Raw genomic sequence first — 14291 nt, 5'->3', positions numbered from 1 at the left:
ACAACATTTAGTATGATTTTGTTATACATCGTATAGGAGGAGAATTGGAATGGGGAAACGACTGGTGTGCTCGATGCTTTCTATTCTCCTGTTTTTGTTAACCGCTCCCGGACAAGCTTCTGCTGCTGTGCAGCTCGAAGATGAAATCGATACATATAATATCTCAGAGAATATGGAATGGGCAGAAAATAAGGAATCCGACTGGTCCATAGAAGAAGTAACAGACCCTTCTTTTTCCGGACAATTTATAAAGAATAAAAAAGGTATTCCGAATTACGGTTATACCACCTCCAATTACTGGATTCGGTTTGAAGTTGAGAATCGTTCTGCTGTGACAGACTGGGTGTTGGAAGTGGCGTATCCCCCTCACGATTCGATTACCTTTTTTGAGGTCCAGGAAGACGGGATTCAGAGTCAGGAAACAGGAGACCAGCTTCCCTTTCAAGAACGAGATAAAAACCACCGCAATTTTGCCTTTACTATTTCTGTTCCTCCCGGTGAGACGGCTTCTTACTATCTGAAATTTGACACCGAGGGAGCCATGCAGCTTCCCCTCACCTGGTGGAAAGAAGACGCATTTACAGAAAAAAGCCAGACCGAGTATATGATACTGGGTTTGTACTACGGTCTGGCAGCGGTGATGATTTTATATAATTTATTTTTATATTTTTCTCTGCAGCAGCGCAGTTATTTATGGTATGTATTGTTTATATTAAGCCTTGTACTTACTCATTTTACATTAAACGGGGCGGCCTTCCAATTTTTATGGTCGGAAAATATGTGGTGGAATAATCGTGCAATTGTGTTTTTTATGGCAGCATCCCAGGCCCTCGCTTTATTATTTGCGAAGAGCTTCTTAAATACGAAAAGGCATGCCCCGCGGATGGATAGACTTTTCACGATATTTGCCGTGACTCAGGTTATGATACTGCTTCTCTTGATGGTGAGCTATACGGCCGCGTTAAACCTTGTGATCATTTCGGCGGTGCTGCTGGTCATCACCATTCTCACCACGGCCGGGCTGTGCTGGAAGCAGGGATACCGGCCGGCAAGGTATTTTTTCATTGGCTGGGTGATTTTTTTAATCGGGGTGCTCGTGTCTTCACTGGCGGATGCCGGTATCATTCCTGTTACGTTTTACACCAGGTATGCTTCCCAGATTGGCTCCGCCTTTGAAGTAGTGTTGTTTTCGCTCGCTTTGGCGGATAAATTTAACACCCTTCGCATGGAAAAAGAGATGGCAGAGAGACGGGCAAAGGAAAGCCAGGCGGCTGCAGTGCAACAACTGCAGCGGGCCAATCGGCTGAAGGATGAGTTTCTTGCCAATACTTCCCATGAACTCCGTACTCCTCTAAATGGGATTATCGGGATTGCAGAATCTATGTATGATGGCGCGGCAGGGACGGCCGGGTCCTCCTTTCAACATAATCTGGCTATGATTATCCAAAGCGGGAAACGATTGTCCCACCTGGTCAATGACCTGCTGGATATTTCGAAACTGCGGCATAAAGAAATAGAGCTGGAGTGGAAGGCCGTGTCCTTGAAGAATGTTGTTCAGGTCGTTCTTTCTATTTCCAAACCCCTCCTTCATAATAAAGAGGTAACCCTGATTAATAATATCCCGGATAATCTGCCGATGCTTGCCGCAGATGAAAACCGTCTCCAGCAGATTTTGCATAATATCATCGGTAATGCAATTAAATTCACAAATTCGGGAACGATCACCCTGAGCGCCCGTCTCCACCAGGATGAAATTGAATTGACGGTCGCAGATACAGGAATTGGGATGACAGAGGAAGACAAAGCTACCCTCTTTCATGAATTTGAACAAGGACGCGACGCACGAAAGCAGCATCCCGGGGGTACCGGGCTCGGCCTCAGCATCACAAAAAAACTGGTGGAACTTCACGGGGGGACTATCGCTGTAGAATCTGAACGGAAAAAGGGAACGAATGTTTATATTCGTCTCCCCGCTGCCGAAGATGACAGGCAGGCTGTGTCTACACTGGATTTCCCGCTGTATGAAGGAAAGGAAGACGTTCAGCTCAGCCTCGTTCCGCCGGTCGAAGCGCCCCCGTCCTCCAAAGGGCACATTTTGATCGCCGATGATGAGCCCGTTAATCTTCAAGTCTTGTGGAATCAGTTAACACTGGAAGGCTATCAGGTGACCACCGCCGGGGATGGAGAAGAAGTAATTGCCCTCATAGACGATGATAGCCCTCCTTTCCATTTGATTATTCTGGATGTCATGATGCCGAAAAAATCCGGTTACGAGGTAAGCAGGGAACTTCGGAAGAGATTCACTTTAACCGAACTGCCGATTTTAATATTAACGGCACGGAATGAATTAGAAGATGTTGTGGCCACGTTTCAGGCAGGGGCCAATGATTATCTGGCTAAACCGTGTTACAAAGAAGAATTGACCGCCCGTGTAAAAACGCTGCTGACCCTGGAAAGGGTAATGGAAGAAATCGTCGAAAAGCAGACGGCCCTCCGTGATGTTAATGAGGAGCTTGCCTATTTAAATCAACAACTTGAAGATCGGGTGAGAAGCAGAACGGCTGAGCTCGAACAAAAAACCGAAGAATTGCTGCGGATGGAAAAATCACGTCGCCATTTATTGTCCAACATTTCCCATGAATTGGGCACCCCGATGACTTCCTTGCAGGGGTATGTAAAAGCCATGATGGACGGGGTCATAGAAGCTGGAGACAGCGCTTATTTGAAGCTCGTCTACGATAAAGTATTATTTATGGACCGTTTGATCCAGGATTTATATGATCTCTCCAAACTGGAAGCCAGACAGGTCCGTTTCCGCTGGAACTGGATTAATGTCCACGACTTTGTCCAGGAATTTCTTCTGAAATTTAAGGCCGAGGTAGAGGCGCAGCATTTTACGTTCTTTCTAAAAGATAAAACAGATCCCTATTGTGCAGAGGAATTCATTTTCGCAGATCTCGACCGGCTCGAACAGGTAATGATCAACCTTATTTATAATGCTGTAAAATACACGGAAGAACACGGTACATTATCGATAGAAATTATGCCGTCTGCTTCGTACCTGTCCAATATACCCCATGATGCAGAACCAAGCCCCCCTTATCTAGACCGGCATTTGCTGGTAGGGGTACACGATTCCGGCACGGGAATTGTTCCCGACCTGCTCCCTTATATATTCGACCGTTTTTTCCGGGGGGAGACCGCCCGCTCTTCCAAAGATGGAAGCACCGGGCTGGGCCTTGCGATTTCTAAAGAAATCATAGAATATCATAACGGGCTCATATGGGCAGAGAGCACAGATCAGAAAGGAAGTTCCTTTTATTTTATGCTGCCTTTATACCCGGGGCGGCTCAAGTAAAAAGCACATAAAATACAGAGGAGGCGGACCGTAAGGATGAAAAAGATCTTGATTGTAGAAGATGAGGAAGACATTAGAAATCTAATCGTTCTCTATTTGCAAAATAAATATGACGTTCATTCCTGCAATGACGGAGACAGGGCATTGTCCGCCATACAAGAGCTCCAGCCGGATTTAATTCTGCTGGATATTCTGCTTCCGGGCAGAAACGGGATGGATATTTGTGAAAAGCTTCGCGAGACGGATGTAGAAACACCCGTCCTGTTTTTAAGTGCGAAACGGGAATTTGAGGATAGAATCCAGGGGCTCGAATTAGGAGCGGATGACTATATTACGAAACCATTTGATCCCGGGGAATTAATGGCGAGAATCCAGGCCCATCTGCGTAGAAACGAGATTAATACGTCCCACGACACCGCTTCTGATAATATACTTATAGCGGGAGACCTGGAAATAGATATGGATAGTTATACCTTAAAACGGAAGGGGGAAGTTCTGCATTTATTTGCCAAAGAAATGCAACTGCTCTTATTATTGGCGCAAAGCCCTAACCAGGTTTTCAGTACAGAACAACTGTATGACAAGGTGTGGGGGACCGACCGGTTTGGAGATCTAAAAACAGTCTCTGTTCATATCAGCAACCTGCGAAAGAAAATCGAACGTGATCCTTCCCGGCCCTCTTATATAAAAACAGTGCGCGGTTTTGGGTATAAATTCTTAAAACCTTAAGTAGGTAAAATTTAATATTTTTTGCCCGTTTTTACCTCATTTTAACCTCTCTCTTATATCCTTATATATAACAGAAAGCGAACAGCAAAAGAGATAGCAGGAATGATAACTCCGGAGGGATGGAAATGAATGGTAAGCCCAATGATGCTCATTTAGACAAAGAATGGGTGGAATTAATGAAAATGGCAAAAAATTTAGGCCTTTCTAAAGATGAAGTTCATCTTTTCCTTCAGAAAAGCGGTGCTTCCCATCGAAAATCCGCTGTCAATTGAATTATCAAAAATCTTTTAACGAAACCCTTATGGCAGCTGCATACAGGGTTTTTCTTTATTTGCGGTTAAGAAAATGGAACTTCAGGGTATAGTAAGAACAATTAAATAAAGGAAAGGAGGAGAAGAGATGGCGGAAAACCTGCAGGCGTATTTTTATTCTGAAAATGATGCGGAGGACGTACGAATCAAACTTCAAAAATTAAAAGTAGACAATGTACTCGTGGATCACATTCCAGATGGCACCGATTTTACTGTGTTGGTCCCGCTGCAGGGAGCGTCCACCGGTTCCGGGGCCGGAGGGATCGTGCCCGGTGCGGTAAGCTTGCACAAAGATGACAAGGGAGATGGAAAAGACCTGAATCATATTGTTCAATTTGAAGTAGAGGAAAAAGACAAGCCGGAGGCGCTTGCTATTATTAAAGAGAACAATGGCTATATGGACAAGGCCACATTATAAAAAACAAGTGCTGAAAGCGCATCCTTTCAGCACTTTTTTACGGCCGCTGGTTGTGGGAACCTTTCTTTCTGCTCCGTATACCTTTATCTTGCAACCATATCTTCCTTCCACCGTATAACTATAGTATAAAGAAAGAAGAAAGGAGGGAACGTTCGTGACGTTAACTTTAGACAGCATTACCAAAACATTTGGAAAGACAACTGCTGTCCAGAACCTTTCCCTAGAGATTCCGGAAGGGGAAATATTTGGACTGCTAGGAGCCAACGGTGCAGGGAAAACCACCACTTTCCGTATCATTATCGGACTATTGGAAGCTACGAAAGGCAGGGTGTACTGGGACGGCAGCAAAGTAACGTATGAGAAAAGCGGGATGGTCGGTTACCTGCCGGAGGAAAGAGGCTTGTATCCTAAGCTGAAGGTGAAAGAACAACTGATTTATCTTGGACGGCTCCGCGGCATGAAAAAAGCAGACATTGTGAAGGAACTTGAATCCTGGCTGGAGCGGTTTCGTGTTCCGGAATACATGAACCAGAGAGTAGAGGAATTATCTAAAGGGAACCAGCAGAAAATTCAGTTTATTTCGGCCGTTCTCCATCAACCGAAACTTCTCATCCTGGATGAACCGTTTTCCGGGTTGGACCCTGTCAATGTAGAACTATTAAAACGAGCCGTATTGGACTTAAAAGAAAACGGAACCAGTATCGTATTTTCCTCCCACCGCATGGAGCATGTAGAAGAGCTTTGTGAGCATGTCTGCATGTTACAACATGGGACGCCCATTATACATGGTCGTTTAAAAGAAATTAAGCGCTCCTTTGGCAAAAAAAATCTCCGAATTCATGCCGACTTTGATCTGGAGTATCTAAAACATACCGATGGGGTCTTAACATTTTCTTCGGTCACGGATGGCTGCGTTTTGCAAATTGACCAGGAAACCACAGCTGAACATATATTCCACACGCTCCAGGGAAAAGGTTTTGTGCGTAAATTTGAGTTGGAAGAGCCTTCATTGAATGATATTTTTATTGAAAAGGCAGGGACTTCCTATGAATAAATTTGGCATTATTCTCAGCCATACTTACTTAACCAGGGTAAAAACCAAATCGTTTCTTATTACGACAGCCATTACGATTCTCTTTATTCTTCTCGCCGGGAACGTTCAATCGATTATGCATTCATTTGGAGGCAGCAACGAACAGGAGATTGCCGTACTCGATGAGACCGGCGGGGTGGTTCCCGCGCTGAAGGAAAACCTCCAGGCGGGCGAAAGGGAAATGTCACTTCATTCTTATGAAGGAACAGAAACGGAGGCGAAAAAGGACGTACGGGACGGAACGTTCGATGGTTTTCTAAAAATCACATCCAACGAGGATATCCCTCAAGGGGAATATTATTCAATGCAGGGCAATCCATCTCCCGTGTCCGAAAGACTTCAGCAGGCGCTGCAGCCTGTGAAATTAAGCCGGGCAGCAAATAACGCCGGTATCGATCCAGCTGCTGTACAGCAGATCACTTCTTCGGTGGTTTTTGAAACCGTGGCTTTGCAGGAAGATGCTAAAACAGCCGAGGAAATGAACAGCGCCCGGGGTCTGGTCTATGTGATGCTGTTTTTATTATATCTTTCGGTTATCATGTACGGAAATATGATCGCGATGGATGTCGCCAATGAGAAATCTTCCAGGGTGATGGAGATCCTTGTATCCAGTGCTCCGCCGGTAACCCAGATGTTCGCGAAAATAGCCGGCATTGCGCTTTTGGGCCTCACTCAATTCGGGGCAATTGTCGTTGTCGGCTATATCATGCTTCAGTCTAAACAGGATCAATTAACCGGCGGCGTGTTTCAATACTTCGGGCTGCAGGGTGCAGGAGCGGGGACTTTTATTTATGCTCTCGTGTTCTTTTTACTGGGCTATTTGTTGTATGCTACCTTATCCGCCACGCTGGGCTCGCTCGTCAGCCGCACCGAAGACGTCAATCAGTTAATGGCTCCAGTGATTTATCTTATTATGATCGCCTTTTTCATTGCGATCTTTGGTTTAAGCTCTCCTGACAATATGCTGGTCACGGTTACCTCTTTTATCCCGTTTTTTACTCCGATGCTGATGTTTTTACGTGTAACAATGTTGAATGTGCCCATTTGGGAGATTGTCCTGTCATTCGGACTGATTATCAGTGCCATTATCATTCTTGCCGCAGCCGGAGCAAGAGTATATAAAGGCGGCGTCTTATTATATGGCAAATCCAATTCATTAAAAGATGTAAAAAGAGCACTGCAGCTGTCGAAAAAAGAATAAAGGTTTTCCCCAGGGTAAAAACCCCAAAACCCGCTTTAAAAGATAAAAACTTAGAGGGCATCCGCCTGCAGGCCGTTTAAAATGACATCAAATAAAGGAGGACGAAGCTTTTCTAATATGAAAGCTTCGTTTTTCATTGGGCAGAATTCCATGATTGAGACAAATAATTTCGGGAATAGGAGGGAAGCAGCAGATGTAAAGGTGTGATGCAAGTGGAAAAAACAGATATCGTACAATTGGTATCAGCCCAAGTCGAAGCCAACTGGGAGGAAGAGGTCAAATTTCTCCAGAAGATCGGCCGATTCCCCAGTGAAAGTGGAAACGAAAAAGCGCTGCAGTCTTACTTAGCACACTATCTAAGCACGGAAATGAAGATGGAGGTGAATCGTTTTCCGCCAGATGTTAAAGACATAGCGGCTCATCCTGGTTTTTCTCCGGTAGAATGGAGTTATGCGGAAAGCGAAAATGTCATCGCCACAGCGAAAGGAGCGGATCCAGCTGCCGGTTACAGCCTTATCTTTCAGGGTCACGTGGACGTGGTAAGCCCGGAACCTGTTTCTATGTGGTCTTATGATCCCTTTAGTGCTGTACGAGAGGGCGGCAAAATCTATGCCCGCGGGATTCTTGATATGAAAGCCGGGCTGGCAGCTATGATTTTTGCATATAAAGTGATTCAGGATTTAGGATACCGGCCCGGAGCTGACTTTATGATTCAATGTGTTGTAGACGAGGAGAGGACCGGCAACGGAGCACTGGCCGCACTGGAAGCTGGTTATACAGCGGAAGCGGCCCTGATTCCGGAGCCTTTTGGGCAGAAGGTTTCTACCGCTCAACTCGGGAGCATTTGGTTCCGCATAACCCTGGAGACAGCAGAAGAAGTGAATGTCATTGAAAAATTACCCGTTTTAATTAATGCTCTGAAACAATATGAAGATGATGTGAATGAACGAGAAAGGCCGGATGCTTTTAAGGAGCAGAGCCGTCCGATAGAAGTATGCATCGGGAGCATCGATGCAGGCGATTTTCCGTCAAACGTTCCGAAAAAAGCGGTCATGGAAGGAAGAGCTGGGCTGTTTCCCGGACAGAACCCAGCGGTCGTTAAAGACGAAATAAAAGAGTGGATTACCCAAGCTGCAATGAAGGAGGAGTGGATGACACACCATCTTCCGGAAGTGACGTTTTTTGGGTTTCATGCTGAAGGAGCAGCGATCGAAAATGACCAAACGGCCTTTTTTCAGTTACTTGATGAAATGCATGAAAAAGTGACAAACTCACCGGCTCAGCGTCAGGCTCTGAACATAACGACAGACGCCCGTTTTTTTAATTTATATTATGATATTCCCGCCGTCTGTTATGGACCAACAGGAGGGAATATACACGGGGTGGATGAATGGGCGGATCTGGAAAGCATGAAAGAAGTAACAAAAGTATATGCTGCGTTTTTGGCGGAATGGTGCGGCCTGATAAAAAAAGAATGAGTGGTTGCTTCCCTCATTCTTCGTGCCACATCTCTATTAAAGGACCGTCTTCTCCAAAAACAGGATCCTGATCCGGAAGCGGCACCTCTTGTATATCTTTCAGGACGTCGGGCCGTTCTCCCGGTTCTCCTGTCTTTAAATTATAATCCATCCCATCCGGGTAAGCCCCGACCATTTCAAATTCAAAACTGGAACTCATTTTTTTATGTCCGGTTCCTGCCGGGAGGACAATTACATCTCCTTTTTCCAAGTCAAAGCTTGTTCCTTCTCTGCCGCCGATTTTTATTCTCGCTTCTCCATTAATCACCCCCAGGACTTCGTGGGCATTACTGTGATAATGATGAAAATCAAATACCCCGCCGATCCAGCTGTTTGTCCAGTTATGACGTTCAAATATCCGCCGGCATTCCTCGGTTTGTTCGGAAAAAACACTGGAATATAAAATCACCGGAAGTGCTTCATTATTTGGTATTTCCCCATCATCTTTGAAAATCATAGGTGTTATCTGTTCTTTTTTCATGCTATGCCTCCTTAACACGGTGTTTGTTTTGAATTATTTCCTTTTTCCTGCAGCATGAAACAGCTTATTTTTTTAGATACTCCGAGACAATCATGGCAAGATCATCATTCCCGTATAAAGAGAGTACCCCGAACAGCGTATCATTTGAAATGTCTTCGGATTCTTTCTTATCTACAGTTAAGGCAAGGGCTTCCCGTAACGCTTGATTATTTCCCTGGTCCGGATATGCCTTTTTGTAGAGAGTTTCCGGGTCAAGGTCATGATTAAGACACCACTGCGCAAATACTAATATCATCATTTTTTCATCCTGCCTATACCTTTCTATAATTTTTTCTTCCAGTTCTTTTGGATCCATAGAACTTCTCCTTTTTTTCCCATCATAACAATAACTACGAATCCCCACCAGGTATTCATAAGAAAATACCGATTGCAGCATAGTAAAAAGGGGAGGGGATCCATATGCACAGATGGCGGAAATTAATGGTAATAAGTGTGTTTCTTTTCTCTTTTTTTCCTTCTGATGTTTTTCCATTTACACAGAACCAAGAAATACTTGATATTTATTTTTTAGATGCCGGCCAGGGCGATAGTTCCCTCATTGTTTCCGAAAACGGGGACGAAGCGATGCTGATTGATGGGGGACGGCGGGAATCGGGTGAAAAACTGGTCCAAACGTTAAAAAGGAAAGGGATCACCACATTGGACTGGGTGGTAGCAACGCACCCTGATATTGATCATATCGGGGGATTACTTGAAGTCCTGCGTAAAATGGAAGTGAAGAATGTCCTGGACAGCGGAAAAACGCATACGACCAATACGTATAAGGAATATAGAAACATCATCGAGGAAAAGAATATCGATTTTCACATCGCAGAAGAAGGGGAGGAGCTGGAAACGGATCTCGCGGAGGTAAAGATCCTGAACGGCTATTCGGACAGTGAAATACGCAACTCCTCTTCCATTGTCCTGCATTTTACTTACGGCCGTTCGACTGCTTTATTTACGGGAGACGCTACCGTAGAAACAGAGATGGAGATGATGGAGGAATATGAGGTGGATGCTGATGTGCTGAAAGTAGCTCATCATGGATCGGCCACATCCAGCAGCCCGGCCTTTATTCAGGCGGTGGAGCCGGAAGCTGCGGTGCTGCCTTTTGACAGGGATAACAGCTTTGGTCATCCTAATGCAGCGGTGGTCACAAGGCTCCGTCGTGCTGGGGCGGTTCTATACAGCACGGAGGACAGGCGCATACATGTGGAAATGACGAAAAAAGACTGGTCTACAAACAAAAAACCATGGGATGGAAAAGGGAAAACGTATCCCGCTGCTTCACCGAAAAAAGATTCACAGGTGGAATGGCCGGAGGCTCCCGTTCCGTTGAATACAGCCGCCTCCCAAGAGCTGCAGACCCTGCCGGACATTGGTCCGCTCGTCGCTTCCAATATTATCGAATACCGGAGGACCCACGGCCCGATTCAAGCCCTGGATGATCTGCTTGAAGTGGATGGAATTGGACAGGCAGCATTAAAAAAGATCGAACCTTTCATTATCATAGACGAAGGAAGAAGCTGATGCTAAGCTTCTTCCTTCGTCTGTTTTCTTTAGGAATGGGTGAATAACTGTTTTATGTCCTGCACCGCCTGTTTTGAATCATGGCCGACCGCCCGCAGTGTCACACTTTCAGACGGGGTTAAAAAAGAGGACAGCCCTAATATACTTTTCCCATTCACGGTCTTGCTGTCCGTTTCCAGAACAATATAGCTTTCATACTGATTGGCCTGGCTTGCTACTGTTTTTAATTTGTCGAAATAAGACTTTTCTTTCAGATAAATGGTGGCTGTTGTCTCTAGTTTTTCACTCATGTTACCCATCCTTTCTTGTATTTCGTTCGTACACCAATACTTACCGCAGGACCCGCTTAACACCACCAGAAACCACAAGAAAAGCTTCGACCCGTTACATTTTACACCCTCCTTTTTATGCACTCACGACAGACTATATGGTGCATTAGAATAATCTAGAACTATTTTTGACAGGGACAAACGAAAGGTGTCATTTGTTACTTCTTAGTATAAGGAAGCTTTGTGACGAAGACTATATATTTGTCAGATAATGTACGGAATGAATTTACGTCGTGTCAGAAAACCTAAATATGTATAAATAGTAAAAGAAACGCACATAGTAAAAAGAAACATATACACGAGGAGGGAACTGGAATGGCTCGTATCGGCGTAGAAGAATCATTAACAGATATCAAGCAGCAGCTGCAGGAGCAGGGGCATGAAGTGGTAGATTTAAGGCAGGAACAGGACAGCAGCGGCTGCGACTGCTGTGTCATTTCCGGTCAGGACCAAAATATGATGAATATGCAGAATACACAAATGCAGGGTTCTGTTATTAACGCTCACGGTTATGATTCAAATGAAGTCTGCCAGCAGGTGGAAGAACGGATCTCTACATCCTGACTGCCAGAAGAACGTCCGGTCGAGGTAAACCATTGGCCGGGCGTTCTTTTTGTGAGATATAATAGAACTATCATACGAATAAAAGAAAGGAGCAGCAGTGATAAGGAATTGACCAAGGAAGCTGATTGGGCGGAAGCGCTGGAAACATCTGCTCATCAAACAGCCGTGGTATTTAAACATAGTACAACTTGTCCTATTAGTGCAGGAGCTTGGGAGGAATACCAAACGTTCATCCAAGAAAGAGCAGGAGGACGTGCAGCTTTCTATTTCGTCAAAGTGATTGAATCCCGGGCGATTTCCAACCGAATAGCAGAAGATTTAGGGGTGAAACATGAATCGCCGCAGGCTATCGTAATTCAAGACAAACAGCCGGCCTGGCATGATTCTCATTCCAACATTACAAGCCGGATCCTGGAAGAAAAAGTTACAGCTTTTTCCTAAAGATATTGCTTCTTTTGATAAAGGGTGTTATACTGAATAAACTTAAAGTTGTTCGTACTTCATTAGTAAGAAGAAAAAGGGAAACCTGATTCGCTTTACATCAAGTGGAGCAAGTTTTAAGAATTTAACAAAGCGCGTAATGGTGCGCTGAAGGATTGGTAAGCATGGAACAAGGTACAGTAAAATGGTTTAACGCAGAAAAAGGATTTGGATTTATTGAACGGGAAGGTGCAGACGATGTGTTTGTTCATTTCTCCGCTATTCAAGACGAAGGATTTAAAACACTTGATGAGGGACAAAGCGTTTCTTTTGAAGTTGTAGAAGGGCAGCGCGGCCCACAGGCTTCAAACGTTCAAAAGTAATAACAGAAAACCGCCAAATTCTTTGGCGGTTTTCTTAGTTTAAGGAGCGTATTTTCTTTTCGTATTTTCTATGATAAAAGTAGCGGAGGAGGCAACGAAAATGAATAAAAATCCAGTGCTGCTGATAGATGGAATGGCTTTGCTGTTCCGGGGATTTTTTGCAACGTCTGTGTATGGAAATTTCATGTATAATGAAAAAGGGACCCCTACAAATGGGGTGAATGGATTTATCAAGCATTTTCTGTATGCTGTAGACACCTTTCACCCCAGTCATGTGATATGCTGCTGGGACATGGGCAGCCGGACGTTTCGCACCTCTCTGTATCCACCTTATAAAGCAAACCGTTCCGCTCCCCCGGAGGAGCTCATTCCGCAATTCGATCTGGCCAAAGAAGCGATGGCCGGTTTTGATGTGCCCAACATTGGGGTGGCGGATTTTGAAGCGGATGATTGTATTGGCACCCTTGCAAAACAGCTGGCTCCTCCATACAACGTTATGATTTTGACGGGAGATCAGGATCTGCTGCAGCTTATTGAAACGAACATAACGATTGCGATCATGAAAAAAGGCAGAGGGAACTATGAGTTATTTGATGAATCTAATATTTTTTCGCATAAAGGCTGTACGGCAGAACAAATCATAGATATGAAGGGACTCATGGGGGATTCAAGTGATAATTATCCCGGCGTCAAAGGTATAGGAGAGAAAACATCTTTAAAGCTCCTTCAGGAGTATGAAACCATTGAATCTCTGCTGAACCAGCTGGAAAACCTGCCTTCTGGTTTGAAAAAGAAAATCGAATCGGACTTGGATATGCTTCATTTATCAAGAAAACTGGCAGAAATAAGAACGGACGCTCCCGTCGATTATTCCCTTGAAGAAGCGGCATGGAACGCAAGTCCGGAGAAAGCAGCTCACACCCTGACAGAAATGGGGATGAACATTCCCCTTCCCTCCTTGTTTCAAATAGAAAAAGAAAGCGGGTAAAGTATGATAGAACCAGGCACGATTCAAACGGCCACTGTTATGGAAAAACAACAAAAGTCGTACCTTCTTAATCTCGGGACTCATCATGTTAGACTCCCGGAGGAGGAAGCTGTGGATGATTTAAATATCGGAGATTCGATAAACGTCTTTATATATACAGATAAAGCCGGCAAGCCGGCTGCCACCATGCGGCTTCCGGAAGCCACGGCGGCTTCGTATGGCTGGGCTGATGTTGCAGCTGTGGTACCAGCGTTAGGAGTGTTTGTGAACCTTCATCTACCAAAGGATATTCTCGTTCCAAAAGATGATCTTCCGTTTATGCAGGACGTGTGGCCGCAGCCAAATGACCAATTGTACGTTATATTGAGCAAAGACAAACAGGGCCGGCTGCTAGCCAGACCGGCAAAGGAAAACGTCATTTTGGAGCAATCCATCTCTGCGTCCAAAGATATGTTAAACGAACACGTCACCGGCCGGGTGTACCGTGCCGGCAAAGTAGGATCTTTCATTTGGACTGATGGACAGGTCCGGGCTTTTCTTCATCACCAGGAACGAAGAGCAGAACCGAGGATGGGGGAAGAGATAGAGGCAAGAGTCATTGATGTGAAAGACGATGGAACCATCAATATATCCCAGCGGCCTGATAAATTAGAGAGTATGGACGAGGATGCCCACGCTATTCTGCTGCACTTATCCCGCCACCGCGGAGAAATCCCATTCAGCGACAAGAGTGATCCCGAGGCAATACAGGAAACATTTCATATCAGTAAAGCAGCCTTCAAACGTGCTGTCGGCCGATTAATGAAAAGAGGCTTGATCGAACAAACGAAAAGCGGTACGATTCGAACAAAATAAAAGACAAAAAACCTTTCATAAAAATGAACAGGTATCAAACAATGAAAAGAAATGATACGTGGAGTGATTTTT

16 protein-coding genes are annotated in these 14291 nt (G+C 44.8%); 13 read left to right on the top strand and 3 right to left on the bottom strand.

The window, feature by feature from the left end:
• The first annotated feature begins 49 nt into the window (after positions 1–49).
• From G475_RS24555 to G475_RS0108075, 7 genes are all read left to right on the top strand, one after another.
• Positions 50–3358, top strand: a complete 3309-nt coding sequence (locus G475_RS24555) for a 7TM diverse intracellular signaling domain-containing protein (RefSeq protein WP_051302325.1) — start codon at positions 50–52, stop codon at positions 3356–3358.
• Between the two features lie 36 nt (positions 3359–3394).
• Positions 3395–4087: a response regulator transcription factor gene (locus tag G475_RS0108105; RefSeq protein ID WP_035710566.1), complete on the top strand. Its 693-nt coding sequence runs from the start codon at positions 3395–3397 to the stop codon at positions 4085–4087.
• 125 nt (positions 4088–4212) lie between these two features.
• Positions 4213–4359: an anti-repressor SinI family protein gene (locus tag G475_RS26760; RefSeq protein ID WP_156911653.1), complete on the top strand. Its 147-nt coding sequence runs from the start codon at positions 4213–4215 to the stop codon at positions 4357–4359.
• A 127-nt stretch (positions 4360–4486) separates the two neighbouring features.
• Positions 4487–4816 carry a hypothetical protein gene (locus tag G475_RS24550; protein ID WP_051302323.1) on the top strand — a complete coding sequence of 110 codons (330 nt, stop codon included), beginning with the start codon at positions 4487–4489 and terminating at the stop codon, positions 4814–4816.
• 154 nt (positions 4817–4970) lie between these two features.
• Entirely contained in the window at positions 4971–5870 is a 900-nt protein-coding gene (locus tag G475_RS0108090) for an ABC transporter ATP-binding protein (protein WP_026700844.1), read from the top strand.
• On the top strand, positions 5863–7110 hold the full coding sequence (locus tag G475_RS0108085; protein WP_026700843.1) for an ABC transporter permease: 1248 nt from the start codon (positions 5863–5865) through the stop codon (positions 7108–7110). Before G475_RS0108090 ends, G475_RS0108085 begins: the two co-directional genes overlap by 8 nt.
• Positions 7111–7316: 206 nt before the next feature.
• Positions 7317–8588 carry an ArgE/DapE family deacylase gene (locus G475_RS0108075; protein ID WP_026700842.1) on the top strand — a complete coding sequence of 424 codons (1272 nt, stop codon included), beginning with the start codon at positions 7317–7319 and terminating at the stop codon, positions 8586–8588.
• Between the two features lie 13 nt (positions 8589–8601).
• Here G475_RS0108075 and G475_RS0108070 read toward each other — a convergent pair whose 3' ends face one another.
• A complete protein-coding gene (locus tag G475_RS0108070) occupies positions 8602–9108 on the bottom strand; it encodes a cupin domain-containing protein (protein ID WP_051302320.1) in 507 nt (168 codons plus the stop codon).
• A 64-nt stretch (positions 9109–9172) separates the two neighbouring features.
• Positions 9173–9463 carry a hypothetical protein gene (locus G475_RS0108065; RefSeq protein WP_026700840.1) on the bottom strand — a complete coding sequence of 97 codons (291 nt, stop codon included), beginning with the start codon at positions 9461–9463 and terminating at the stop codon, positions 9173–9175.
• Between the two features lie 104 nt (positions 9464–9567).
• Between G475_RS0108065 and G475_RS24545 the strand changes: the two genes are divergently transcribed.
• A complete protein-coding gene (locus G475_RS24545; RefSeq protein ID WP_051302318.1) occupies positions 9568–10680 on the top strand; it encodes an MBL fold metallo-hydrolase in 1113 nt (370 codons plus the stop codon).
• A gap of 29 nt (positions 10681–10709) precedes the next feature.
• Here the strand turns inward: G475_RS24545 and G475_RS24540 are convergent, their stop codons facing one another.
• A complete protein-coding gene (locus G475_RS24540; protein ID WP_035710563.1) occupies positions 10710–10970 on the bottom strand; it encodes an HPr family phosphocarrier protein in 261 nt (86 codons plus the stop codon).
• 354 nt (positions 10971–11324) lie between these two features.
• On the opposite strand from G475_RS24540, the gene G475_RS0108050 reads away from it, so the two are divergent.
• From G475_RS0108050 to G475_RS0108030, 5 genes are all read left to right on the top strand, one after another.
• A complete protein-coding gene (locus tag G475_RS0108050) occupies positions 11325–11573 on the top strand; it encodes a YkuS family protein (RefSeq protein ID WP_026700839.1) in 249 nt (82 codons plus the stop codon).
• Between the two features lie 51 nt (positions 11574–11624).
• Complete coding sequence (gene ytxJ, locus G475_RS0108045; RefSeq protein ID WP_233275752.1) at positions 11625–12014, top strand: bacillithiol system redox-active protein YtxJ; 390 nt, start codon at positions 11625–11627, stop codon at positions 12012–12014.
• 164 nt (positions 12015–12178) lie between these two features.
• Positions 12179–12376, top strand: coding sequence for a cold-shock protein (locus tag G475_RS0108040; protein WP_026700837.1), 198 nt, complete (start codon positions 12179–12181; stop codon positions 12374–12376).
• 100 nt (positions 12377–12476) lie between these two features.
• A complete protein-coding gene (locus tag G475_RS0108035; RefSeq protein ID WP_026700836.1) occupies positions 12477–13364 on the top strand; it encodes a 5'-3' exonuclease in 888 nt (295 codons plus the stop codon).
• 3 nt (positions 13365–13367) lie between these two features.
• Positions 13368–14219: a CvfB family protein gene (locus G475_RS0108030; protein ID WP_026700835.1), complete on the top strand. Its 852-nt coding sequence runs from the start codon at positions 13368–13370 to the stop codon at positions 14217–14219.
• Positions 14220–14291 lie beyond the last annotated feature (72 nt).

The sequence above is a fragment of the Salibacterium aidingense DSM 18341 genome (genome assembly GCF_000429685.1).
GTDB classification, from domain to species: Bacteria; Bacillota; Bacilli; order Bacillales; family Marinococcaceae; genus Salibacterium; species Salibacterium aidingense.
Note: the sequence above shows the minus strand (reverse complement) of the source record. Positions and strands in the feature narration are given on the sequence as shown.